Source organism: Streptococcus sp. 27098_8_148, assembly GCF_041432105.1.
GTDB classification, from domain to species: Bacteria; Bacillota; Bacilli; order Lactobacillales; family Streptococcaceae; genus Streptococcus; species Streptococcus parasanguinis_AE.
In genome coordinates, this window is record NZ_JAPVYY010000012.1 from 24,433 (window position 1) to 48,171 (window position 23,739).

A 23,739-nucleotide genomic window follows, 5' to 3' on the forward strand; every position below is an offset into this window, starting at 1 on the left:
CTTATTCTGAAGGTACCGTAGGTGTCACACTGCTCGACTCTGTAGCTGCAGGAGCAACTGGAGTCACTGGTGCAACAGAACTTTGAGGCGTCACCACTCCCGTATCCTGGGTTGATGGTACAACTGGTAATTGATTAAACTCTTGGTAAACAGGCGCTTCCCCAGATGCTGGAGCTGGATTTTCAGTTTGAGAAGAAGAAGACTTCAAATCTTCATCCCCATCCAGTAGATAAGCATTGGTTTTCAATGTTTTAATTTCTTTCAGACCCAAAGCTTTGCGGATGATATTTTGAATTTTCAAGAGATGCTTTGAAGTGACAATCTGATAACTTCCGCCATCTGCTAAGGTGGCATCTTCTCCTTTCAGCTGGTACTGATGAATCGTTGAAAGGGCATCTTTATATCCTAACAATTGAAGAAGACTATTACTGTCAAGCGCTATGTTGGTTTGCATATTGTCACTAACAGACTCAATGATTCCTTTGTAGTGACTCAAACTATTGAGGCTTAAAACTTTCTCAACAATCTTTTTGATCACTTCACGTTGGCGTTTTTGACGTCCGTAGTCTCCTTCTGGGTCTTGGTAGCGCATGCGTGAATAAACGAGAGCTTGGTCCCCATTAATCTCCTGACGTCCTGGTGCGATCTTAGCCGTATATTCTGGCTCATTTTCCTCGATCGAGATATCGAAGTCAAATGGATTGTTGACCGTGATGCCACCAACCTTATCCACTAATTGAACCAATCCCTTCATATTGATCATGACATAGCGGTCAATATGGATATTCAAAAGATCTTGAATGGTCTTAATGGCTAACTTGGCACCGCCTTGAGCATAAGCCGAATTCAATTTTGCTTGGACCGTTTCGCCATCTGAAGTAATATTGGTTAGGATATCTCTTTCCAAGCTCGTCATGGTTGTTTCTTTTGTTTGAGGATTGACAGTCACCAAAATCATGGTATCACTATTTCCGGCCCAAGGATCTTCCCGAGAACCACTACCTGTATCAACCCCCATCAAAAGGATGGTCATCGGCTTGTTTTCTGCAATGACATTGGTCTCATTTCCAAAGCCCTTATAAGTCTTACTGAGAGTCCCAGTCGTTTGGTTTAGGATGGTAAGGCCATAGGCCCCGATCCCAATCACTGTTACCGTCAATAAGCTCAAAAACATCAAAATAATTTTTTTAACCATATAGAATCTCTCTCTAATCTATCAGTTTCCCCATAAGGTAAACATCTAAGAATTCTCCTTCAGCTGAACAAGCTCCACGAGCTTGGCAACCTTCGATCTCAAAACCTAACTTTTTATACAGGTGAACCGCTCGTTCATTGCGCACTTGGACATTCAAGACTAGTTTCCTGAGAACACCGGTCGAGTGCGCCCACTCAATTCCTTCTTCCAACAAGATCTGTCCAAGCCCTTGATTCCAATAAGCTTTTTGAACCACAATAAAGACATCACCAATATGCTGAATGGACCGTTGAGAAGCTGCAGTGATATTTAACAAAGCTGCCAGTTCCTGATCTAGAAATAGCAAGAGGCAAATCCGGTTTTCCGCCATCTCTTGCACCATCAGAAATTGCTCCATGTCTGCTGGAGACATGCCAATTCCAGCTTCATCTAGCGTCATGTAATCTGACTCTTTCCCAACTTGATTTAAGAAATCAACGACAAGAGCCGCGTCTGCACTGTCAGCTTGCCGAATTTCTAATGTTACTTCCTTTTCCTTAGTCATCGGTTTTTTCCACCTGCTCAAAGGATGCCAGCAAAGCTTCTGCACGCGCTCCATGAGCTTCAAAAGCTAACTCTCGCCCATCTTCTAATTTTCGGATAAAAATTTTTAGATAAGCATCCGAGAGACTCGGCTCAATCAGCTCTCCCCATTCAATAATGGTAGCACCATCTCCAAATAGAAAATCATCTAAATCAATAGAATCTGGATCATTCCCAATCCGGTAAACATCCAAATGGTATAAAGGCAAGCGACCTTCGTATTCACGAACAATGGTATAGGTCGGGCTTTTAATCATCTGATCAATCCCTAACCCCTTTGCAATTCCTTTGGTAAAGGTCGTTTTTCCTGCTCCTAGATCACCTGATAAGATAATCACGTCTTGCTTTTCTAAGAGTTTTCCTAGCTGTTTTCCTAGAGCGATCAGCTCCGTTTCATTATGACTAATCATTTCTCTATTATACCAAACTTTTTAAAAATCTGCTCTTTCTTTTAGAAATTGTTCGACTCAGGTTTGCTTTTTAGATAGATAGACAAACTATTTTTAAGTAAAATAAGTTAAGTGATTCTGCAAAAAAAAATAAATTTGAGTTCCAATTTTTAAATCGATTTAAGAAAATACTGAAACTTTCCGCTGTGAGAAAAGTGCCTGAAACAATAACGTTTCAGGCACTCGGAATTATTGAGACCTTAGGCTCAATAATTAGTCATGGAACTTCAAAGAAGTTCGCTGACGTCCGTACTCACCTAAGGAATGTTTTTGGTATAACTTTGTCTTCAATCTGAAAGGAATGGGAGACAACTCCCATTCCTTTTTGGCACTTTTCTGATACTTAATTCAAGGCCATGCTAACGTAGTTTAAAATAAAGAGAACATCTAAAATCCAAATCATGCTGTGCACTTCTTTGGCTTGTCCTTTAACCACTTTCACCAAGCTATAAGTGATAAATCCAGCAGCGATCCCTTGTGTAATCGAGTAGCTGAAGCCCATAAAGATAGAGGTGAAGAAAGCAGGAACTGCTTCTGACATATCTTCCCAATGGATATTTTTCAAGCCACTCAACATCATGATCCCAACAACAATCAAAATTGGGGCTGTAGCAGCGGTCGGTACAATCGCCAACAAAGGACTAAAGAGACTTGAAATAGCAAAACAAATCGCTACAACCAAGGCTGTCAGACCAGTGCGTCCACCAGCTCCAATACCAGCTGCAGATTCAACATACGTCGTTACGTTTGAAGTTCCTGCAATAGCTCCGACTGAAGTCGCTACAAGGTCTGAATAGAGGGCCTTATCTAATTTCGCTGATTGATGGTTTTCCCCATTTGTCGCAACAATCCCAACTTTTTCACCCGTACCGATCAACGTTCCGATTGTATCAAAAATATCAGTCAAGGAGAAGGCTAAGATGGCCATTAAGGTCTCAGGCAAACGAGACGTATTGGAAATCAAAGATCCCAATCCTTTCGATCCCAAAGCTTGACCAAAGATCGTGCCTAAATCATTAAAGGCAGCTCCTAGATGGTTACTTGCAAAGTCAATTTTAGTGATATCAACCACATGGATGAGAATTCCAAGCACAGTCGTTACTAAGATAGAAAGGATAATCCCTCCCTTAATCCCTTTGACAACAAAGAAAATAGTAATCGCAAGACCAACAAGAGCCAAGAGGACAGCCGGATTGTTAAAATCAACCAATCCAGGAACAGCAGATGCATTGGCTGAGATCGTTGCATTCGCCTTATCTGCTCCTTCTCCAACCACTGTATAGGTATGAGGGTCAATCGTGAATTTCAAAAATCCCGCATTCTTAATTCCAACATAGGCCAAGAAAATCCCGATCCCAGCTGAAATAGCAGAGCGAAGAGCGGTCGGAATCGATTCGATGATCATCTTCCGAACATTTGTCAATGTGATAATCAATGAGATCACACCACAAATGAAGACCATTCCCAAAGCTTCCTGCCATGAGTAGCCCATACCAAATACAACGGTAAAGGTAAAGAAGGCATTCAAGCCCATCCCAGGTGCTTGTGCATAAGGTAAATTGGCATAAAAAGCCATCATCAAGGTTCCGACAACGGATCCAATAATCGTTGCAAGGAAGACCCCTTGAGCTGGCATACCTGTTTGTGACAACATTTGAGGGTTTACGAAGAGGATATAACTCATCGCAAAAAAGGTTGTCAAACCAGCAAGAACCTCTGTTCGAACAGTGGTTCCATGTTCTGAAAGTTTAAAAAACTTATCCATTTCAGAATAAACTCCTTTTTCATCATTCTCGCTCCCAATCAATTTGCGAACGTTATATCTATTCTATCAAAAGATCTTTCGTCTTTCAAGAAATCCCGCTTCTCTTCTCGATTTTTGAGCGCTTTTCCGATTTTTCTGATATAATGGTCTCATTCTTCTCGAAAGGAACTGAAATATGCATAAAAAGATGATCGCTCTAGATCTAGACGGTACCCTCTTAAATTCCGAAAGCAAATTGAGCGACTTTACCATTGAGACCATTAAAAAAATTAGTGCTCTTGGTCATAAAGTCATTATTACAACAGGCCGCCCCTACCGTATGGCACATACCTATTACAAACAACTAGAGCTAGATACTCCGATGATCAATTTTAACGGCTCCCTTACGCATCTACCTGAGAAAAAATGGTCGGATGAACAATGCTTGACTTTAGATAAAAAATACCTGCTAGATATGGTCGCTAACCGAGACACTATCCAAGCGGACTTTATAGCAGGCGAATACCGCAATAAATTCTTTATTACCGATCCAAATGAGCACGTTGCAGACCCTAAATTATTCGGTATTGAATCTTTCCAACCAGAAAATCAATTCAATCCCGAGCGGGTAACGAGCGACCCAAACTGTATCCTCTTTCAAACGAAAGCGGAAGACAAATATGCTCTGGCAGATGAAATGAATCGGCATTATGACTACAATCTGTCTATCAATACTTGGGGTGGTCCCTTAAATATTCTGGAATGCAACCCCAAAAATGTGACCAAAGCATCAGCTCTGACCTACCTTCTAGATAAACTCAATATGGATCAGAAGGATTTAATTGCCTTTGGAGACGAGCACAACGATACCGACATGCTAGCTCTCGCTGGTCATGGATACGCCATGAAAAATGCTAGCTCCGTCCTTCTCCCTTATGCAGACTCCGTCACAGATTTCACAAATAACGAAGATGGTGTCGCGCGCCAACTCATTCAATTATTTTTATAAAACTAACAGACATGAGTTATCCCCTCATGTCTTTTTCTGCGCCAAATCCTTAATCGGTTAATCAATACCGCCCTTTTTTTCCATTTTTTTATTGTTCAATAGATAAGTTTGTGATATTATTAACATAGTTATTAAAGAAGCGCTTTCAAAAAATGCTAAATCGCTTCTCGTTCACTTAAGGAGGAGCAAAATGAAAGCTGTTGTTGTTAATCCAGAAGGTACTGGTGTTGAAATCGTTGCAAACAAAGACATGCGTCCACTGGAAACAGGGGAAGCTCTTGTTCAAATCGAATACTGTGGTGTCTGCCACACTGACTTGCACGTTGCTCATGGAGACTTCGGTAAAGTTCCAGGCCGTGTTCTTGGACACGAAGGAATCGGTATTGTTAAAGAAGTTGCTCCAGATGTTAAGAGCCTAAAAGTTGGGGATCGTGTCAGTGTCGCATGGTTCTTCGAAGGATGTGGAACTTGTGAATACTGTACAACTGGTCGTGAAACCCTTTGCCGTACTGTAAAAAATGCTGGTTACTCTGTTGATGGAGGAATGGCTGAACAATGTATCGTTACTGCAGATTACGCAGTGAAAGTACCTGACGGATTAGATCCAGCCCAAGCTTCTTCTATTACCTGTGCAGGTGTTACAACTTACAAAGCCATCAAAGAAGCCAAAGCTGAACCAGGACAATGGATCGTTATCTATGGAGCTGGTGGACTAGGAAACTTGGCTGTTCAATATGCTAAGAAAGTCTTCAACGCACATGTCATCGCTGTCGATATCAACAATGATAAACTAGAATTGGCGAAAGAAGTTGGTGCAGACTTTGTCATCAACGGTCGCGAAGTTGATGATGTCCCAGGATTGATCAAAGAAAAAACAAATGGTGGAGCTCACTCTGCTGTCGTAACAGCTGTTTCTAAAGTAGCTTTCAACCAAGCAGTAGATTCTGTTCGTGCAGGTGGCCGCGTGGTCGCAGTTGGTCTTCCTTCTGAAATGATGGACCTCAGCATTGTAAAAACTGTATTAGATGGTATCCAAGTCATTGGTTCTCTTGTAGGAACTCGTAAAGACTTGGAAGAAGCTTTCCAATTTGGAGCAGAAGGCTTGGTAGTCCCTATCGTTCAAAAACGTCCAGTAGAAGATGCTGTCAAAGTCTTTGACGAAATGGAAGCTGGAACCATTCAAGGACGTATGGTACTTGACTTTACAAACTAAACAACTGAACCTACAGGACTAGCCCAACTGGGCTAGTCTTTTTTAGTGCTCTCAATCACTCTATTTTACAATTTATTATATATTTATTTTTTATTTTTGCGGATATAGATCGATTGTTGGAATATTCTTATTGAAATTCAAATCCTATGAAACCTATATATCATTGCTTTCTTCTGCCATCATCAACTAATAAACAAGAGCCATTCAAGAGCATTCTTTTTCTATCTAACGATAATTTAATATAATAAATCAATGTTTTTACATCGAGATTTTGATAGAAAAATTGACTTAAGTGTGGAAACGATTTATAATAAAGTAGCTTAAAGTTTTCTTAAACTGAAAGTCAAACAAATTTTATAAGGAGGAATGTCAATAATGAGTATTGGTATCATTATTGCTAGCCACGGTGAATTTGCAGCTGGAATCCACCAATCCGGCTCGATGATCTTTGGGGATCAAGAGAAAGTTCAAGTGGTTACGTTCATGCCAAGTGAAGGCCCGGATGATCTCTATGCTAAATTCAATGCAGCTGTTGCCGCATTTGATGCAGAAGATGAAGTCTTGGTTTTGGCTGACCTTTGGAGTGGTTCTCCATTTAACCAAGCAAGTCGCGTCATGGGAGAAAATCCAGATCGTAAATTTGCGATCATTACAGGATTAAACCTTCCGATGTTGATTCAAGCTTATACAGAACGTTTGATGGATGCAAATGCCGGCGTTGATAAAGTCGCTGCAAACATCATTAAGGAAGCAAAAGACGGTGTCAAAGCCCTTCCAGAAGAATTGAATCCTGTTGAAGAAGCTAGTACAGCCGCTGCTGCTCCTGTAGCCCAAGCTGCTATTCCAGAAGGAACAGTTATCGGAGATGGAAAACTCAAGATTAACCTTGCCCGCTTAGATACACGTCTTCTTCATGGACAAGTGGCAACTGCTTGGACACCTGATTCAAAAGCCGATCGGATCATTGTTGCTTCAGATTCTGTTGCCAAAGATGAACTCCGTAAGGAATTGATCAAACAAGCGGCACCAAATGGTGTGAAAGCAAACGTTGTCCCAATTCAAAAATTGATCGACGTTGCAAAAGATCCACGTTTTGGAAATACCCATGCTTTGATCTTATTTGAAACACCTCAAGATGCTCTTCGCGCCATCGAAGGTGGTGTTCCGATTAAAACCTTGAACGTTGGTTCAATGGCCCACTCAACTGGTAAAACCATGGTGAACAATGTGTTATCAATGGATAAAGATGATGTGGCTACATTTGAAAAAATGCGTGATCTTGGAGTAGAATTTGACGTCCGTAAAGTGCCAAATGACTCTAAGAAAGATTTGTTTGACTTAATTAACAAAGCTAACGTTCAATAATCGATTACTTACGAAAGGATTTTAAACATGTCTATTATTTCTATGGTATTAGTGGTCGTTGTTGCCTTCTTAGCAGGTCTTGAAGGTATCCTTGACCAATTCCAATTCCACCAACCCCTTGTTGCTTGTACCTTAATCGGTTTGGTAACAGGTAATTTGACTGCTGGCATTATGCTTGGTGGTTCACTTCAATTTATTGCACTTGGCTGGGCAAACATTGGTGCCGCAGTTGCACCCGATGCTGCCCTTGCATCTGTCGCTGCTGCCATCATCATGGTACTTGGGGGAGACTTCAGTACAAAAGGAATCGCTGTCGCTCAAGGTGTCGCTATTCCACTTGCAGTTGCTGGTCTTTTCTTGACCATGATCGTCCGTACCCTTTCCGTTGGTTTGGTTCACACTGCCGACGCTGCTGCTAGAAAAGGGGATATCAAAGGTGTAGAACGCGCTCACTTTGTGGCCCTTCTTCTTCAAGGTCTTCGTATCGCCATTCCTGCAGCCCTCTTGTTGATGATTCCTGCTGAAACTGTCAAAACTGCTCTTGAACAAATGCCAAAATGGCTCTCTGATGGAATGCAAATCGGTGGTGGTATGGTTGTAGCCGTTGGTTATGCCATGGTTATCAACATGATGGCGAGCCGTGAAGTATGGCCATTCTTTGCCATCGGTTTTGCTCTTGCAGCTGTTAGCCAATTGACCTTGATCGCCCTTGGAGCAATTGGTGTTGCCCTTGCCTTGATCTACCTTACTCTTTCTAAGAAAGGTGGCAATGGAGGTGGCGGAGCCGCTACTTCTAACGATCCAATTGGCGACATTCTCGAAGACTATTAAGAAAGGTGTGACACTATCATGACTGAAAAATTACAATTATCTAAATCAGATCGTCAAAAAGTTTGGTGGCGTTCAACCTTCTTGCAAGGTTCTTGGAACTATGAACGGATGCAAAACTTGGGTTGGGCATACTCATTGATCCCAGCTATCAAAAAACTCTACACAAAGAAAGAAGACCAAGCGGCTGCTCTTGAGCGTCACATGGAATTCTTTAACACTCACCCATACGTTGCCGCTCCTATCATCGGGGTAACGCTTGCTCTTGAAGAAGAAAGAGCAAACGGTGCCGCTATTGACGATGCTGCCATCCAAGGGGTTAAAATTGGTATGATGGGTCCTTTGGCGGGTATCGGAGATCCAGTCTTCTGGTTCACTGTCCGTCCAATTCTTGGGGCTCTTGGTGCATCACTTGCTGCGTCTGGTAATATCCTTGGTCCACTCATCTTCTTTATCGCATGGAATGCGATTCGTATGGCCTTCTTGTGGTACACGCAAGAACTTGGCTACAAAGCAGGTTCTGAAATTACCAAAGATATGTCTGGTGGGATCTTGCAAGACATCACTAAAGGGGCTTCTATCCTTGGGATGTTCATCCTCGCTGTCTTGGTAGAACGTTGGGTATCTATTAAATTCGTCTTCAATGTTTCTTCTGTCAAATTAGACGACAAAGCTTATATCCACTGGGATAAACTTCCTGAAGGATACAAGGGTATCCAAGAAGCCTTCGCTCAAGTTGGTTCAGGTCTATCTCAAACACCTGAAAAAGTTACAACTTTCCAACAAAACTTGGATTCATTGATTCCTGGTTTGATGGGATTGCTTCTTACTTTCGCTTGTATGTGGTTGCTTAAGAAGAAAGTATCTCCAATCACTATCATCATCGCCCTCTTTGTAATTGGTGTATTAGCACACGTTGCTGGCTTGATGTAAGCAAAGATCAACTAAAAAGAAGGTTTCGGCCTTCTTTTTATTATGATATAATGGAGTGAACAGCAATACAGGAGGATCTCATGGCTCAATCATTGAATAAAACCGTTGAATTCCATACTACAGGGGTTTCTTACCTTGGAGTGGGGGGAAAGGTTGGTAAAATCCTAGTCGGGAATGCCGCTTTTGAATTTTATGCGGATGCTAATGTTGAAGACTACATCCAAATTCCCTGGCAAGAAATCGAGCGAATCGGAGCCAATGTATCCGGACGTAAAATTAGCCGCCATTTTGAAATCTATACCAGAGAATCAAAATTTCTCTTTGCTTCAAAAGACTCTGGAAAAATTTTAAAGATTGCTCGGGAACATCTGGGAAATGATAAAATTGTCAAATTGCCGACCTTGATCCAAATCATCACGGCTAAAATTAAAAATCTATTTGCAAAATAGGATCTTTTCTTGTATAATAGACGCAAACGGATAAGTAAGTTAAGAGGTTCTTTCAGAAAGTCTGCGGAGGCTGCGAGCAGATAGAAATCTTAATTGAAATTCTACCGTTTCTTTAAAATACAATATCGAATCAAGTGCACACCTGTGAAGTTGGATGGAACCGTGGCTCTGCCACTCCAACACTCTAACAGGTGTGTTTTTTGTTAAAGGAGAAGCTATGTTAGATATTAAACGAATTCGTACAGACTTTGATGTGGTTGCTAAAAAATTGGCAACACGTGGCGTAGATTCAGCTATTTTGAATGAAATGAAAGAAATCGATGCCAAACGTCGAGATATCTTAGTCAAAGTAGAAAATCTCAAAGCAGAGCGTAACACTGTATCTGCTGAAATCGCACAAGCTAAACGCAACAAGGAAAATGCAGATGATAAGATTGCCGCCATGCAAACCCTCTCTGCAGAGGTCAAAGCATTGGATACAGAATTAGCTGAAATCGATGCAAAATTAACTGAATTCACTACTACCCTTCCAAACATCCCTGCTGATAGTGTCCCTGTTGGAGCGGATGAAGATGACAACGTTGAGGTTCGCCGTTGGGGAACACCTCGCGAATTTGGCTTTGAACCAAAAGCTCACTGGGATTTAGGAGAAGACCTTGATATCCTTGACTGGGAACGCGGGGCTAAAGTCACTGGTGCTCGTTTCCTCTTCTACAAAGGACTTGGAGCTCGCTTAGAACGCGCTATCTACAACTTCATGTTGGACGAACATGGCAAGGAAGGCTACACTGAAGTCATCCCTCCTTACATGGTCAACCATGATTCTATGTTTGGTACTGGTCAGTATCCAAAATTCAAGGAAGATACTTTTGAACTTAGCGATACCAATTATGTCCTCATTCCAACTGCTGAAGTTCCTTTGACGAACTACTACCGCGATGAAATTCTTGATGGAAAAGACCTTCCAATCTACTTCACCGCTATGAGTCCATCATTCCGTTCAGAAGCTGGTTCAGCTGGTCGTGATACTCGTGGATTGATCCGTTTGCACCAATTCCATAAGGTTGAAATGGTGAAATTTGCTAAACCAGAAGAATCATATGATGAATTGGAAAAAATGGTTGTCAATGCTGAAAATATCCTTCAAAAACTGAACCTTCCATACCGTGTAGTAGCTCTCTCAACAGGAGACATGGGCTTCTCAGCTGCTAAGACTTATGACTTGGAAGTATGGATTCCAGCACAAAATACCTACCGTGAAATCTCAAGCTGTTCCAATACAGAAGATTTCCAAGCTCGTCGTGCGCAAATCCGCTACCGTGACGAAGCAGATGGTAAAGTCAAACTTCTTCACACTTTGAATGGTTCTGGATTGGCTGTTGGACGTACTGTCGCTGCTATTCTTGAAAACTATCAAAACGAAGATGGTTCTGTAACCATTCCAGAAGTCCTTCGCCCATACATGGGGGGCGCAGAAGTCATCACACCAAAATAAAGTTTAAAAAAACTGAGTCTTGCAAATTGCAAGCTCAGTTTTTTAATATTTACGAAAAAGTTGGTAGCGTTGCTCCAGAAGATCTTCGAGAGGTAAGGTTTGTAAAACCTTTAACTCTTCCTGTAATTCCTTCTTCACTTGAGCCAGTAGTTCTCCATTCGAAAATCCATGCTCGGGAATCACCTTATCGACAATGTCCATATTTAACAATTCGTGAGAAGTAATCTTCATCAACTCTGCTGCTTCCATTGCACGGCTTCCATCTTTCCAAAGAATAGAGGCAAAACCTTCTGGACTCAAGACCGCATAGATGGAATTTTCAAGCATCCAGACCTTATCTGCCACAGCAAGAGCCAAGGCACCACCAGAGCCACCTTCTCCGATGATAATCGCGATAATTGGAACTTTTAGATCACTCATTTCCATGAGGTTGCGGGCAATGGCTTCCCCTTGTCCTCGTTCTTCAGCACCAACACCAGGATAAGCACCCGCTGTATTGATAAAGGTCACAACTGGACGACCAAATTTCTCCGCTTGCTTCATGAGGCGCAAAGCTTTTCGATAGCCTTCTGGATGTGGTTGCCCAAAATTACGTTTTAGATTATCCTGAAGATTTTTTCCTTTTTGGATCCCAACGACTGTAACCGTTTGATCGCCTAATCGTCCAATCCCACCAATCACCGCACCATCATCACGGAAGTTTCGATCTCCATGTAATTCGATAAAATCATCAAAAATTCCTTGAGCAAAATCAAGCGCAGTCAATCTTCCTTGGTCACGTGCCTCTTTAATAATCTGTGTTATTTTACTCATGTTTACCTCCATGAAGGGCCAATAATTGTCCAACTGTTGCTCGGATTTGGCTTCTCTCCACGATCAAGTCTACAAATCCATGTTCTTGTAGAAATTCTGCTTTTTGGAAATCATCTGGCAATTTTTCACGCACAGTTGATTCGATCACGCGCCGACCTGCAAACCCGACCAAGGCCTGACTCTCTGCCATGATAATATCACCTTCCATAGCAAATGAGGCTGTCACCCCACCAGTTGTCGGATCTGTCAATACTGTCAAATAGAATAATTTTTCTTTAGAATGACGTTGAACAGCCGCAGAAATTTTCGCCATTTGCATCAAACTCACGATTCCTTCTTGCATCCGAGCGCCACCGGAAGCGGTAAAGAGAACAACTGGCAATTTTTCTTTTGTCGCAAATTCAAATAAACGAGTAATTTTTTCGCCTACCACAGAACCCATTGAAGCCATGATAAAGTTGGAATCCATGATCCCAAGCGCAACTTTTTGCCCTTTAATCAAGGCAGTGCCAGTTAGGACAGCTTCATCCAGTCCTGTCATTTCCCGCACTGCTGCTAGTTTCTTCTTATAATTGGGGAAATTCAAAGGGTCAGTCGTTTCGATTCCTGTAAACATTTCTTCAAAGCTAGCTGGATCCACTGTCAGCGCCAAGCGTTCTTTAGCAGAAATACGGAAGGTATAGCCACAATTCGGGCATACCCGCTCACTACCTAAATCCTTTTGGTAAATGGTATGTTTACAACCTGGGCATTGTGAAAATAGTTCATCAGGAACTTCAGGTTTTGGCTGAGGCTCCTTCCAGGCTGACCTATTCGGATTGATCCGAATATATTTATCTTTTTTAGAAAATAATGCCATTACTTACTCCTTATAATATGCTACAGTATCTGCAGCATTACTATAAAAGCCTGAAACTGTGAAGATGATGTTCATACTTCCCTCACAAGTCCAGGCTTTTTCATCATTCCTTATTATAATTTGGAAGGAATTGTTCCATCAAAAATGCAGTGTCATAATCACCAGCGATCACATGTGAATCTGAAATCAAATCCAACTGGAAACTGCTATTGGTTGTGACACCATCGATTTCCAACTCATAAAGAGCACGCTGCATTTTCATCAGTGCATCAAAGCGATTTTCACCATGGACAATGATCTTGGCAATCATACTATCATAGTATGGCGGAATCGTATAACCAGGATACACAGCAGAATCCACACGCAAGCCAACCCCACCACTTGGAAGATAGAGATTAGTGATCTTACCTGGGCTTGGTGCAAAGTTGAAGGAAGGATTTTCCGCATTGATCCGGCATTCAATCGCATGGCCTTTAATGACAATATCCTCTTGAGTAACGGATAATTCTTGGCCAGCTGCGATTTTAATCTGTTCCTTAACGATATCAACTCCTGTTACAAATTCTGTGACAGGATGCTCCACTTGCACACGGGTATTCATTTCCATAAAGTAGAACTCACCCTTGCCTTCATCATACAAGAATTCAATCGTTCCAGCATTCTCATACCCAACTGATTCAGCAGCCCGAACAGCAGCAGAACCAATTTGATTACGAAGCGTTTTTCCGATAGCAATCGAAGGGGATTCTTCTAGAACTTTTTGGTTATTTCGTTGAAGAGAACAATCGCGTTCACCTAAGTGAATAACATGTCCATGCTGATCCGCTAAAATCTGTACTTCAATGTGGCGTGCCGGATAAATCACCCGTTCCATATACATGGCACCATTTCCAAAAGCAGCTTGAGCTTCTGAGGAAGCAGATTCAAAAGCAGCAACCAAATCTTCTGGTTTTTCAACCTTCCGAATTCCCTTGCCACCGCCTCCTGCAGATGCTTTCAACATCACAGGGTAACCAATACGCTCTGCAATCTCGAGGGCTTCTTCAGCAGTATACACTTCACCATCTGATCCAGGAATAACAGGTACTCCTGCTTTGATCATCTGTTTACGAGCATTAATCTTATCCCCCATCAAATCCATGACTTTAGCAGAAGGACCAATAAATTTAATGCCCACTTCCTCACACATGGTCGCAAATTTTGAGTTTTCACTTAAAAATCCAAAACCAGGATGGATAGCTTCTGCTCCTGTTAGAACAGCTGCAGACAAGACAGCACTCATATTCAAATAAGACTCTGTTGATTTAGCAGGTCCAATACAGACTGCTTCATCCGCTAGTAAGGTATGCAAGGCTTCTTTATCAGCAGTAGAATACACTGCAACCGTCTCGATGCCAAGTTCACGAGCCGCACGAATAATACGAACTGCAATCTCACCACGATTGGCGATTAAGATCTTACGAAACATAGATAGGCCTTTCTTAATTTCCAATTGCAAACGTAAGCGTTCCTGAAGCTGCAAGCTTACCGTCTACTTCTGCTTTCGCTTCAACAACAGCAATTGTTCCACGACGTTTGACAAAAGTAGCTGTCATCACCAGTTGATCTCCTGGAACGACTTGTTTTTTAAACTTCACCTTGTCCATCCCTGCATAAAAGACTAATTTTCCTTTATTTTCAGGTTTTGACAACTCTAGTACACCTGCTGTTTGTGCCAAAGCTTCCATGATGAGAACACCTGGCATAACAGGATATTGTGGAAAATGTCCATTAAAAAATGGTTCATTAATTGTCACGTTCTTAATGGCAACAATCGTATCTTCGCTTGTTTCCAATACGCGATCCACCAAAAGCATTGGGTAACGATGCGGCAAAGCCTCACGAATAGCATTAATATCAATTGTCATTTGATTCGAACCAATCCTTTTCCAAATTCAACCATTTCTTCATTCGTTACCAAAATTTCAGTGACTACCCCATCTTTAGGTGCTGGGACTTCATTCATCACTTTCATGGCTTCGATAATCAAGAGTGTTTGACCCTTAGTAACTTTGTCTCCTACAGATACAAAGGCTGATTTATCCGGTGCTGGCGACAAGTAAGCCACCCCAACCAATGGACTTTCAACCACATCACCTTCTGCAGCCTGAGCTGGAGCAGCAACTGGTTCAGCCGCTACAGCTGGAGTTGCTGGGGCTTCAACAACAGGGGCTACTACAGGAGTTTGAGGAGTTGCTACCACTTCAACTGCAGGAGCAACCGGTGTAGCCGCAACTGAACTCGTTTGGTTTTTACTCAAATTCAATTCTTCGCCATTATTTTTATATGAGAATTCACGCAAAGTTGACGCATCAAATTGAGCCAACAAATCTTTGATTTCAGAAATATTCATGAATTAACCCTCCCAACGTTTAAAGGCCAGAACAGCATTGTGTCCTCCAAAACCAAAGGTATTTGAGATAGCATACTGAATATCCGCTTCTTGACCTTCACCATAAACAACGTTTGCTTCGATATAGTCAGACAATTCTTTGGTACCAGCAGTTTTTGGTACAAAGCTGTGACGAATCGCTTCGATGGTAGCAATCGCTTCAACCGCACCAGCAGCACCAAGCAAGTGTCCTGTAAATGATTTAGTAGATGATACAGGAACTTCTTTACCAAGTACAGAAACGATAGCTCCACTTTCACCTTTCTCATTGGCAGGTGTAGAGGTACCATGCGCATTGACATAATCGACATCTTCAGGTTTGATACCAGCTTCATTGATCGCTAATTTAATCGCTTTAGCCGCACCTGAACCATCTGGTGTTGGTGTTGTCATGTGGTAGGCATCACAGTTTGAACCGTAACCAACAATCTCAGCTAAAATATTAGCACCACGTTTTTGGGCATGTTCCAAACTTTCGATGACAAGAACCCCTGCACCTTCCCCCATCACAAAACCATTGCGGTCTTTGTCAAATGGAATAGATGAGCGTTCTGGGTCTTCCGTTGTTGAAAGGGCCGTAAGGGCATTGAAACCACCGATACCAATCTTAGTAATCGAAGCTTCAGCACCACCTGCCAAAACAACATCATGCATACCAAATTTAATTTCACGGAAAGCTTCACCAATTGCATCATTGGCAGAAGCACAAGCTGTTGTCACGGATTTACATACCCCTTGAGCCCCAATCTTAAGTGCGATGTTTCCAGCCCCCATGTTTGAAAGAGCTTTTGGAATAAACATTGGTTGGATTCTCTTCATCCCACGTTCATGCATCCGGATAATTTGATCTTCCAATTCTTGCAAACCACCGATACCAGATGATACAATCACACCTACACGATCGCGGTCTTCTTCTTCCATGTTCAAGCCTGAATTTTCAATAGCTTCCATCGCAGCATAGATTGCATACAATGAGTAAGTATCCATACGATTTTGATCTTTTTTTACAAAATATTTATCGAATGGGAAATCTTGAATTTCACCAGCATTAAAGACTGGAATTTCAGAAGCATCAAATTTCGTAATGGGCTTGATTCCAATTTTTCCTTCATGAAGGCTATTCCAGAACTCCTCTGGTGTATTTCCGATTGGTGAGGTTACACCGTAACCTGTAACAACAACACGATTTGTAGACATATATATTCTCCTTTTGTCGGATGGATATTTAAGTAAGTGATTTTCGATCAGTGAGCATTCATTATTGCATAGTCATTCCGCCATCAATGGCAATTGTTTGACCAGTTAAATATTCTTGACCTGCTAAGAAAGCCGCAACTTCTGCCACTTCTTCAGCTTGACCAATTCGTTTCATTGGCACTTGAGCTAGCATGGCATCTTTCATTTTCTCTGGAATAGCATCAGTCATATCTGATTCAATGAAACCAGGTGCAATGGCATTCACACGAACGCCACGAGCCGCAACTTCACGCGCTACTGATTTAGTGAAACCAATCAAACCAGCTTTTGAAGCCGCATAGTTTGCTTGACCGATATTCCCCATTAGACCAACAACAGAGGACATGTTGATAATGGCCCCTTGACGAGCTTTAGACATCGGTTTTAAGACAGCTTGAGTCATATTAAAGGCACCTGTCAAGTTGATTTTCAAGACCCGTTCAAAATCTTCTTCAGTCATTTTCAACATCAACTTGTCGTTTGTGATGCCAGCGTTATTGACCAAAACATCAACACTTCCAAGCTTTTCAATTGCTTCAGCTACCATACGTTGCGCATCTTCGCCATTAGAAATATCCCCAGAAATACCAACAACAGTCACACCATAGTCAGCAAACTGCGCAAACAAGTCCTCAGAAATTTCAGAACGTCCATTTAGGACAACATTAGCACCGAGACTCGCAAATTTATGAGCCACAGCCAATCCAATTCCGCGTGTTGAACCTGTTACAAAAACATTTTTATTTTTAAGTTCCATCTTTACCTCGTTTTAAGCATTCAGAAGTGCATCTAGACTAGCCTGATCTTCGACGTTATGAGTTGGAAGAGTTTTATCAATTTTCTTCAAGAATCCTGACAAGACTTTTCCAGGTCCAATTTCGATGACCTCATCTACACCAAATTCTTGAATCGTAGCAATTGAATCATAGAAACGAACCGGTTCTTTTACTTGACGGGCCAAAAGTGCTTTCACATCTTCTGACTTCATGATAGTAGCTTCTGTATTCCCAACTAAAGGAAGATCAAAATCATTAAATGATACTTTTTCTAGTTCAGCCGCCAATTTTTGACTAGCAGATTCCAGTAAGGCTGTGTGGAATGGACCTGACACATTCAAAGGGATCAAGCGTTTGGCACCTGCTTCCTGCAATAGTTCCACAGCATAGTCCACAGCCGCAACCTCACCACCAATCACAATTTGTGCTGGCGTATTGTAGTTAGCTGGTGTTACTACACCCTTTTCGGATGCTTGTTGACAAATCTCCTCGATCAAACTTGGGTCTGTATTCATAACAGCAACCATTTTCCCACTTCCAGCGGGAGCTGCCGTTTCCATGAATTCACCTCGTTTCGCAACCAAAGCTACTGCATCTTCAAACGAAAGAGCTCCAGCCGCAACCAGGGCAGAATATTCCCCCAAAGAGAGACCGGCAACAATATCAGGAGTGATACCATTTTCTACTAAGAGACGATAAATGGCTACTGACGTTGTCAAAATAGCTGGTTGAGTATAGCGTGTCTGATTCAGTTTTTCTTCGTTAGAATCAATCAATTCACGCAAATCATAGCCTAGAATACGACTAGCCGTATCAAATGTCTCTTTAACAACGGGATAAGCCGCATACAAATCGCTCGCCATGCCCAATTTCTGAGCCCCTTGACCAGCAAATAAGAACGCACGTTTTGTCACTATCCTAATCCTTTCGACGTTTTTAGACGTTTACATCTGCCCAACGAGCAGCTTCTTCTTTAATCACCTTGGCAGCACCTGTGTAAAGGTCTTCCAAGATTTCTGCACATGTTTCTTCTTTACGAACAAGACCTGCAATTTGTCCAGCCATAACTGAACCATATTCCACATCTCCATCAACAACAGCGTTACGAAGGGCACCTGCACCAAGCTCTTCAATTTCCTCTTGAGTCTTCTTACCAGCCAAGAAATCTTTTTCAGCTTGGTTATATTCTGTAGCCAATTTATTCTTAATCGCACGAACTGGGTGTCCAACAACTGAGGCTGAAATAACAGTATCAATATCTTTAGCCTTCAAAATCTTATCTTTGAAGTTTTGGTGTGCATTAGATTCCTTAGCAACAGCGAAACGAGTACCAACCTGAACAGCTTCTGCTCCAAGCATAAGAACAGCAGCCATACCACGTCCATCTGCAACACCACCAGCACCAATAACTGGGATAGATACCGCATCCGCAACCTGGCGAACAAGTGCCATGGTTGTCAATTTACCAATGTGACCACCAGCTTCCATACCTTCTGCGACAACAGCATCAGCTCCAAGTTTTTCCATACGTTTAGCAAGTGCTACCGATGGAATAACTGGGATTACTGTAATTCCAGCTTCGTGGAAACGCTCCATATATTTACCTGGGTTTCCGGCACCTGTTGTAACAACCTTAACACCCTCTTCGATAACGAGGTCGACGATGTCATCTGCAAATGGTGACAAAAGCATGATATTAACACCGAATGGTTTGTCAGTGATTTGTTTTACTCTATCAATATTAGCTTTTACCACTTCTTTAGGGGCATTACCACCACCAATAATTCCGAGTCCACCAGCATTTGAAACGGCTCCAGCCAAGTCTCCATCAGCAACCCAGGCCATACCACCTTGGAAGATTGGATATTTAATATTCAATAGTTCAGTAATTCGTGTTTGCATTATACCTACCTCTTTTTTCGCTTAAGTAATAGTTTGAGTTTAAAAGATTGTTTCTTTGAGCCTCAAACTATTACCTAAACAAGAGAGAATATCTTTCGATACTCTCATCTATCATTATTTTGTTTTTTCTTCTACGTAAGCGACAAGGTCACCAACTGTAGACAATCCTTCTTCAGTTTCGATTTGGATGTCAAAAGCATCTTCAATTTCAGAGATAACTTGGAACAAATCCAATGAATCTGCTTCTAAATCTTCGAATGTAGATTCAAGAGTTACTTCTGATGGTTCTTTACCAAGTTCTTCAACGATAATTTCTTGTACTTTTTCAAATACTGCCATGATAGGCCTCCTTAAAAAATAATATATAAATTTTTAAAATGTGTTTCCACATGTTTAACTAGATTGTAACAAGAAGTGTGCCCCATGTCAAACCTCCACCGAATCCTGTCAGAAGAATTTTTTGACTTCCATCCATCTTGATTCGATGATTCTCGACACACTCCGATAATAGAATGGGGATACTAGCAGCACTAGTGTTCCCATATTCCATCATATTTGCTGGGATTTTCTCTCTAGAGACACCCAGTTTTTTTGACATCTTATCTAACATTCGGTCATTCGCCTGGTGTAACAGAAAATAGTCAATCTCTTCTGCTTCCATAGAGGCGTCTGCTATAATTTTTTGAATACTTTTCGTGACATCACGAATGACAAAATCAAAAACTGCCCGTCCGTCCATTGTCAGATATCTTCGATCAGAAACGTCATCTGAATAAGGGGAAGACAGACCCAAATAGCAAGACTCAAGACTAGCACCTCGGCTACCATCCGTAAAAAGATTCTCAGCCAAAAACGAATTTTGATCGCTCGCTTCAAGCAAGACACCACCAGCTCCATCTCCAAAAAGGACTGAAGTGGAACGGTCTGACCAGTCTAATACTTTTGAAAGCGTCTCACTACCGATCACAATTCCTCGCCGATACATTCCTGAAGAAATGTATTTTTCAGCAGTGGCTAATGCAAATACAAATCCGCTACATGCTGCAGTCAGATCAAATGCAAAAGCTCGAGAAGCTCCAATATTAGCTTGTACTCGGGCTGCAGTTGATGGCATTAAGCTGTCTGGAGTAATCGTAGCAACAACGATGAAATCAATTTCCTCAGCATCTAAGTTTGCTTTTGCTAATAATCTTTGTGCAACAATTGTTGCTAGATCACTTGTCGTCTCATCTTTTGAAATGTGACGCCGAAGGATACCTGTCCGACTACTGATCCATTCATCACTTGTATCCATGATCTCAGCCAAATCATCATTTGATACGACTTGGTCAGGTGCATAATGAGCAACTTGACTAATTTTAGCAAAGACCATTATTTAATTTCCTCCAAGAAACGATACAGATTTTGCAATCCTTTTTGCATCACTTTCTTCTCTTCGGGACTCATATCTCCAATAATCTGGTTGACCATCCGTTTATGGAATTGCTGATGAAGACGATAAAGTAGACGACCGTTCTTCGTTAAACTCAAGTGTACAACCCGGCGATCAACTTCCGATCTTCTTCTTTCGATATACCCTTTGCGCTCAAGATTATTCAAACTTGTCGTGACAGTCCCCAAAGTCACCATCAACTCCCGTGAAATATCACTCGGGGTTGCATTCGGTGTCGAACCAATCACATCGATCGTATGCATTTCTTTAATAGAAACATCTTTGAATCGACTTGCTCTTAGGCTCGACTCCTCAATAACCAAAACATTATTAAAGATGGATGTTAAATAGTCGTTAACTAATTGGTAATTCAAAACTCCACCTCCTAATTTTACTTTGATAGTCAAATTTTATCAAAAATGAAAATAATTTGCAAGCATTTTTTCACAAAACATAGAAAAATTACAAATTTATTTTCCTTTAAATTGTGGCCGACGTTTCTCAGAGTAGGCAATAACACCCTCCTTGAAATCTTCTGTAAATGCTAGTTTCTTTTGCAAATCCAATTCAAGACCCGCATATTTGTCCCATTCTTTCAAGAATGCTTCCCAAACCATTTCTTTCATGGCAGCATAAGAATTTGAAGATCCTCTTCTTAATTTTTTAAGCAATTGCTCAACGGTTTTATCGAGTTTTTCAGATTCACAAACACGATAAGCTAGGCCATAATCAAATGCTTTTTCAGCAGTCAAGGCTTCACCCGTCATTACTAAATGAGTAGCCCGAGACATGCCAATGGCTTTTCCTAACAAGAATAACCCACCCGCATCTGGTGCTAAACCAACCCCAACAAAGGCTTGGATAAATTTAGTACGATCACTAATAATACAAAAATCAACAGCTACTGCAATGTTAGCAGCTGCTCCAGCAACCGCTCCATCTGCCACCATAATAACCGGTTTTGGCAATTGCTTGATTTTCTTTGAAATCGTATTAACTAATTCGGCAATTAAAACAAGAGACTCGATGTCATCCGCATCGACTGCGCGTTTCATTTCGCTCAAATCTCCACCAACTGAAAAGATTTTCCCTTCTGCTGATAGAATAATGAATTTTACTTCCTCATTTTTTTCTGCATCTTCCAGGGCAGCTAAAATTTCCTGACACATTGGAATGTTAAAACCATTGGATACTTCAGGACGATTTAAAGAGATTGTCGCGAGGTCGTTTTCGACAGAATACAAAATTGTTTCAAACATCACAGACTCCTTTTGTTTAAATATAAAATATTTTGATATTAAAACTTTTGAATTATAACATATCATACCACAAAAAAGTAAAATAGTAAAATATATCTATAAGATGTAACAAAATTGTAAAATTTGAATAATTACAATTTCTCTCCTCTACAGAATCAATTATTTTATGCCCTATCTGTAAATACATTGTATCAATAACTGAACTTTGGTATAATGTATTAATGAAACTATTAAGGAGAAAATATGAAAGTAACTAAATTCGGTGGAAGTTCTCTAGCATCAGCTTCTCAATTAAAAAAAGTACTTGATATCATTAAAGATGATCCAGAAAGAAGATTTGTAGTTGTATCAGCTCCAGGAAAACGCAACGCTGAAGACACAAAAGTAACAGATGCTCTGATCCGGTATTATAAAGAATTTACTTCAGATAAGGATGTCACACAAACACAACAGTGGATTATTGAACGTTATCGTGCCATTACAGAAGAATTGGGTCTCAAAGATTCTATTATTCAGGAAATTGCTGAAGATATCTATGATCTGACAAATTTGCCTAAAAAAGGAAATCCATTTACATACGATGCATTCTTAGCAGCAGGTGAAAATAACAATGCTAAACTCATTGCTGCCTATTTCAATCAGAATGGATTAGAAGCAAGATATATCCATCCAAAAGAGGCAGGAATCACGGTCACTGCAGAACCTTCTAACGCTCGTATTTTACCATCTAGTTACGATAAAATTGAAGAACTAAAAGATTCAAGTGAAGTGATTGTCATTCCAGGATTCTTTGGTGTTACCCAAGATGGGGATATTTGTACATTTTCTCGTGGTGGATCCGACATTACAGGATCGATCATTGCAGCAGGTGTAAAAGCAGACTTATACGAAAACTTTACAGACGTAAATGGTATTTTTGCAGCACATCCAGGTATCATTAAACACCCACATTCTATTCCTGAATTAACTTACAAAGAGATGCGTGAATTAGCCTATGCTGGCTTTTCAGTTTTACATGATGAAGCTCTTGTGCCAGCCTACAGAGGTAAAATTCCATTAGTCATTAAAAATACAAACAATCCGGACCACCCAGGGACCCGAATTGTTTTGGAACATTCAAATGATCATGTAACTGTCGTAGGAATCGCTGGAGATTCAGGGTTTGTAAGTATCAATATGACCAAATACCTCATGAACCGTGAAGTTGGGTTTGGTCGAAAAGTTTTACAAGTACTAGAAGATCTTAATATTAGTTGGGAACATATGCCAACTGGTATCGACGACCTGTCCATTATCTTACGTTCACGTGAGCTTACTCCAATTAAAGAACAAGAAATTTTAAAACAATTAACGCAAAAGCTAGAAGTAGACACCGCCGAAATCGAACACGATCTTTCAATCATTATGATCGTCGGTGAAAAAATGAAAAGTCAAGTAGGGGTTACCGCAACTGCAGCTAAAGCACTATCAGAAAACGAAGTGAATATTCAAATGATCTCACAAGGTTCTAGTGAAGTCTCTATTATGTTCGTTGTAAGTAAGGATCAAGAAGAAAAAGCTATTAAAGCTTTATATCAAGCATTCTTTCCAAATAACTAGTTAACTAAAGGCTCCGTATAAAAACGGAGCCTTTAGTTTTATAAGATAAAAATAAAAAGATCAATAAAAATTGATCTTCACTTTCTTATGTACTCCGCCAGTAGGACTCGAACCTACGACATCATGATTAACAGTCATGCGCTACTACCAACTGAGCTATGGCGGAATAA

General features: G+C 41.0%; 25 protein-coding genes and 1 tRNA gene. 8 read left to right on the forward strand and 18 right to left on the reverse strand.

Annotated features, from left to right (window positions below; genetic code table 11):
* Position 1 precedes the first annotated feature (1 nt).
* The 4 genes from O3646_RS09035 to O3646_RS09050 all read right to left on the reverse strand — a co-directional run bounded on the left by O3646_RS09035 (position 2) and on the right by O3646_RS09050 (position 3,991).
* Positions 2 to 1,195, reverse strand: a complete 1,194-nt coding sequence (locus O3646_RS09035) for an LCP family protein (RefSeq protein WP_155125301.1) — start codon at positions 1,193 to 1,195, stop codon at positions 2 to 4.
* A 13-nt stretch (positions 1,196 to 1,208) separates the two neighbouring features.
* On the reverse strand, positions 1,209 to 1,739 hold the full coding sequence (locus O3646_RS09040) for a GNAT family N-acetyltransferase (protein ID WP_155125302.1): 531 nt from the start codon (positions 1,737 to 1,739) through the stop codon (positions 1,209 to 1,211).
* Positions 1,732 to 2,187: a tRNA (adenosine(37)-N6)-threonylcarbamoyltransferase complex ATPase subunit type 1 TsaE gene (gene tsaE, locus O3646_RS09045; protein ID WP_031575203.1), complete on the reverse strand. Its 456-nt coding sequence runs from the start codon at positions 2,185 to 2,187 to the stop codon at positions 1,732 to 1,734. Before tsaE ends, O3646_RS09040 begins: the two co-directional genes overlap by 8 nt.
* A gap of 382 nt (positions 2,188 to 2,569) precedes the next feature.
* The gene (locus O3646_RS09050; protein ID WP_049522745.1) at positions 2,570 to 3,991 is read right to left on the reverse strand and encodes an NCS2 family permease; all 1,422 of its coding nucleotides are present in this window, start codon (positions 3,989 to 3,991) and stop codon (positions 2,570 to 2,572) included.
* Positions 3,992 to 4,166: 175 nt separating this feature from the next.
* Between O3646_RS09050 and O3646_RS09055 the strand changes: the two genes are divergently transcribed.
* The 7 genes from O3646_RS09055 to serS all read left to right on the forward strand — a co-directional run bounded on the left by O3646_RS09055 (position 4,167) and on the right by serS (position 11,262).
* Entirely contained in the window at positions 4,167 to 4,979 is an 813-nt protein-coding gene (locus tag O3646_RS09055; RefSeq protein ID WP_070590004.1) for a Cof-type HAD-IIB family hydrolase, read from the forward strand.
* A 190-nt stretch (positions 4,980 to 5,169) separates the two neighbouring features.
* Positions 5,170 to 6,192: an alcohol dehydrogenase AdhP gene (gene adhP, locus O3646_RS09060; protein ID WP_155125304.1), complete on the forward strand. Its 1,023-nt coding sequence runs from the start codon at positions 5,170 to 5,172 to the stop codon at positions 6,190 to 6,192.
* A gap of 375 nt (positions 6,193 to 6,567) precedes the next feature.
* Entirely contained in the window at positions 6,568 to 7,557 is a 990-nt protein-coding gene (locus tag O3646_RS09065; protein ID WP_031575194.1) for a PTS sugar transporter subunit IIB, read from the forward strand.
* Positions 7,558 to 7,584: 27 nt separating this feature from the next.
* Positions 7,585 to 8,388, forward strand: coding sequence for a PTS mannose/fructose/sorbose transporter subunit IIC (locus tag O3646_RS09070; RefSeq protein WP_048789380.1), 804 nt, complete (start codon positions 7,585 to 7,587; stop codon positions 8,386 to 8,388).
* Between the two features lie 18 nt (positions 8,389 to 8,406).
* Entirely contained in the window at positions 8,407 to 9,318 is a 912-nt protein-coding gene (locus tag O3646_RS09075; protein WP_061604608.1) for a PTS system mannose/fructose/sorbose family transporter subunit IID, read from the forward strand.
* Between the two features lie 80 nt (positions 9,319 to 9,398).
* Positions 9,399 to 9,767, forward strand: coding sequence for a DUF956 family protein (locus O3646_RS09080; RefSeq protein WP_023920226.1), 369 nt, complete (start codon positions 9,399 to 9,401; stop codon positions 9,765 to 9,767).
* Positions 9,768 to 9,984: 217 nt separating this feature from the next.
* Entirely contained in the window at positions 9,985 to 11,262 is a 1,278-nt protein-coding gene (serS, locus tag O3646_RS09085) for a serine--tRNA ligase (protein ID WP_125826962.1), read from the forward strand.
* A 42-nt stretch (positions 11,263 to 11,304) separates the two neighbouring features.
* On the opposite strand, the gene O3646_RS09090 is transcribed toward serS, so the two are convergent.
* From O3646_RS09090 to O3646_RS09150, 13 genes are all read right to left on the reverse strand, one after another.
* A complete protein-coding gene (locus tag O3646_RS09090) occupies positions 11,305 to 12,075 on the reverse strand; it encodes an acetyl-CoA carboxylase carboxyl transferase subunit alpha (RefSeq protein WP_371610795.1) in 771 nt (256 codons plus the stop codon).
* Positions 12,068 to 12,934 (reverse strand): acetyl-CoA carboxylase, carboxyltransferase subunit beta, encoded by an 867-nt coding sequence (gene accD, locus O3646_RS09095; RefSeq protein ID WP_003003810.1) that lies wholly within the window; start codon positions 12,932 to 12,934, stop codon positions 12,068 to 12,070. Before accD ends, O3646_RS09090 begins: the two co-directional genes overlap by 8 nt.
* 103 nt (positions 12,935 to 13,037) lie before the next feature.
* The gene (locus O3646_RS09100; protein ID WP_003003860.1) at positions 13,038 to 14,402 is read right to left on the reverse strand and encodes an acetyl-CoA carboxylase biotin carboxylase subunit; all 1,365 of its coding nucleotides are present in this window, start codon (positions 14,400 to 14,402) and stop codon (positions 13,038 to 13,040) included.
* Between the two features lie 13 nt (positions 14,403 to 14,415).
* Complete coding sequence (gene fabZ, locus O3646_RS09105) at positions 14,416 to 14,841, reverse strand: 3-hydroxyacyl-ACP dehydratase FabZ (RefSeq protein ID WP_003004019.1); 426 nt, start codon at positions 14,839 to 14,841, stop codon at positions 14,416 to 14,418.
* On the reverse strand, positions 14,838 to 15,326 hold the full coding sequence (accB, locus tag O3646_RS09110; RefSeq protein ID WP_049506156.1) for an acetyl-CoA carboxylase biotin carboxyl carrier protein: 489 nt from the start codon (positions 15,324 to 15,326) through the stop codon (positions 14,838 to 14,840). The genes fabZ and accB overlap by 4 nt, the downstream gene beginning before the upstream one ends.
* A gap of 3 nt (positions 15,327 to 15,329) precedes the next feature.
* Positions 15,330 to 16,562 carry a beta-ketoacyl-ACP synthase II gene (gene fabF / locus O3646_RS09115; protein ID WP_003010454.1) on the reverse strand — a complete coding sequence of 411 codons (1,233 nt, stop codon included), beginning with the start codon at positions 16,560 to 16,562 and terminating at the stop codon, positions 15,330 to 15,332.
* Between the two features lie 61 nt (positions 16,563 to 16,623).
* Positions 16,624 to 17,358 (reverse strand): 3-oxoacyl-[acyl-carrier-protein] reductase, encoded by a 735-nt coding sequence (gene fabG / locus O3646_RS09120; RefSeq protein ID WP_155170528.1) that lies wholly within the window; start codon positions 17,356 to 17,358, stop codon positions 16,624 to 16,626.
* 12 nt (positions 17,359 to 17,370) lie between these two features.
* Positions 17,371 to 18,291, reverse strand: coding sequence for an ACP S-malonyltransferase (gene fabD, locus O3646_RS09125; protein ID WP_003010459.1), 921 nt, complete (start codon positions 18,289 to 18,291; stop codon positions 17,371 to 17,373).
* Between the two features lie 22 nt (positions 18,292 to 18,313).
* Positions 18,314 to 19,279 (reverse strand): enoyl-[acyl-carrier-protein] reductase FabK, encoded by a 966-nt coding sequence (gene fabK, locus O3646_RS09130; RefSeq protein WP_037608323.1) that lies wholly within the window; start codon positions 19,277 to 19,279, stop codon positions 18,314 to 18,316.
* Between the two features lie 114 nt (positions 19,280 to 19,393).
* Entirely contained in the window at positions 19,394 to 19,618 is a 225-nt protein-coding gene (locus O3646_RS09135; RefSeq protein ID WP_003003892.1) for an acyl carrier protein, read from the reverse strand.
* Between the two features lie 58 nt (positions 19,619 to 19,676).
* Positions 19,677 to 20,651: a beta-ketoacyl-ACP synthase III gene (locus O3646_RS09140; protein ID WP_155170530.1), complete on the reverse strand. Its 975-nt coding sequence runs from the start codon at positions 20,649 to 20,651 to the stop codon at positions 19,677 to 19,679.
* A complete protein-coding gene (locus O3646_RS09145; protein WP_003003993.1) occupies positions 20,651 to 21,085 on the reverse strand; it encodes a MarR family winged helix-turn-helix transcriptional regulator in 435 nt (144 codons plus the stop codon). The genes O3646_RS09140 and O3646_RS09145 overlap by 1 nt, the downstream gene beginning before the upstream one ends.
* Before the next feature lie 96 nt (positions 21,086 to 21,181).
* Positions 21,182 to 21,973 carry an enoyl-CoA hydratase gene (locus O3646_RS09150; RefSeq protein WP_182448499.1) on the reverse strand — a complete coding sequence of 264 codons (792 nt, stop codon included), beginning with the start codon at positions 21,971 to 21,973 and terminating at the stop codon, positions 21,182 to 21,184.
* Positions 21,974 to 22,213: 240 nt separating this feature from the next.
* Here O3646_RS09150 and O3646_RS09155 point away from each other — a divergent pair, with 240 nt between their 5' ends.
* Positions 22,214 to 23,569: an aspartate kinase gene (locus tag O3646_RS09155; protein WP_371610796.1), complete on the forward strand. Its 1,356-nt coding sequence runs from the start codon at positions 22,214 to 22,216 to the stop codon at positions 23,567 to 23,569.
* A 92-nt stretch (positions 23,570 to 23,661) separates the two neighbouring features.
* Here O3646_RS09155 and O3646_RS09160 read toward each other — a convergent pair.
* A tRNA-Asn gene (locus O3646_RS09160) sits at positions 23,662 to 23,735 on the reverse strand.
* Positions 23,736 to 23,739 lie beyond the last annotated feature (4 nt).

Coding starts and splice junctions, on each gene's coding strand:
- O3646_RS09155 (WP_371610796.1), top strand. CDS start 22,214: ATGAAAGTAACTAAATTCGGTGGAAGTTCTCTAGCATCAGCTTCTCAA.
- O3646_RS09100 (WP_003003860.1), bottom strand. CDS start 14,402: ATGTTTCGTAAGATCTTAATCGCCAATCGTGGTGAGATTGCAGTTCGT.
- accD (WP_003003810.1), bottom strand. CDS start 12,934: ATGGCATTATTTTCTAAAAAAGATAAATATATTCGGATCAATCCGAAT.
- O3646_RS09070 (WP_048789380.1), top strand. CDS start 7,585: ATGTCTATTATTTCTATGGTATTAGTGGTCGTTGTTGCCTTCTTAGCA.
- fabF (WP_003010454.1), bottom strand. CDS start 16,562: ATGTCTACAAATCGTGTTGTTGTTACAGGTTACGGTGTAACCTCACCA.
- O3646_RS09055 (WP_070590004.1), top strand. CDS start 4,167: ATGCATAAAAAGATGATCGCTCTAGATCTAGACGGTACCCTCTTAAAT.
- tsaE (WP_031575203.1), bottom strand. CDS start 2,187: ATGATTAGTCATAATGAAACGGAGCTGATCGCTCTAGGAAAACAGCTA.
- O3646_RS09140 (WP_155170530.1), bottom strand. CDS start 20,651: ATGGTCTTTGCTAAAATTAGTCAAGTTGCTCATTATGCACCTGACCAA.
- fabK (WP_037608323.1), bottom strand. CDS start 19,279: ATGCAAACACGAATTACTGAACTATTGAATATTAAATATCCAATCTTC.
- O3646_RS09090 (WP_371610795.1), bottom strand. CDS start 12,075: ATGAGTAAAATAACACAGATTATTAAAGAGGCACGTGACCAAGGAAGA.
- O3646_RS09080 (WP_023920226.1), top strand. CDS start 9,399: ATGGCTCAATCATTGAATAAAACCGTTGAATTCCATACTACAGGGGTT.
- adhP (WP_155125304.1), top strand. CDS start 5,170: ATGAAAGCTGTTGTTGTTAATCCAGAAGGTACTGGTGTTGAAATCGTT.
- O3646_RS09065 (WP_031575194.1), top strand. CDS start 6,568: ATGAGTATTGGTATCATTATTGCTAGCCACGGTGAATTTGCAGCTGGA.
- serS (WP_125826962.1), top strand. CDS start 9,985: ATGTTAGATATTAAACGAATTCGTACAGACTTTGATGTGGTTGCTAAA.
- O3646_RS09135 (WP_003003892.1), bottom strand. CDS start 19,618: ATGGCAGTATTTGAAAAAGTACAAGAAATTATCGTTGAAGAACTTGGT.
- O3646_RS09050 (WP_049522745.1), bottom strand. CDS start 3,991: ATGGATAAGTTTTTTAAACTTTCAGAACATGGAACCACTGTTCGAACA.
- fabG (WP_155170528.1), bottom strand. CDS start 17,358: ATGGAACTTAAAAATAAAAATGTTTTTGTAACAGGTTCAACACGCGGA.
- accB (WP_049506156.1), bottom strand. CDS start 15,326: ATGAATATTTCTGAAATCAAAGATTTGTTGGCTCAATTTGATGCGTCA.
- O3646_RS09040 (WP_155125302.1), bottom strand. CDS start 1,739: ATGACTAAGGAAAAGGAAGTAACATTAGAAATTCGGCAAGCTGACAGT.
- O3646_RS09035 (WP_155125301.1), bottom strand. CDS start 1,195: ATGGTTAAAAAAATTATTTTGATGTTTTTGAGCTTATTGACGGTAACA.
- O3646_RS09075 (WP_061604608.1), top strand. CDS start 8,407: ATGACTGAAAAATTACAATTATCTAAATCAGATCGTCAAAAAGTTTGG.
- fabZ (WP_003004019.1), bottom strand. CDS start 14,841: ATGACAATTGATATTAATGCTATTCGTGAGGCTTTGCCGCATCGTTAC.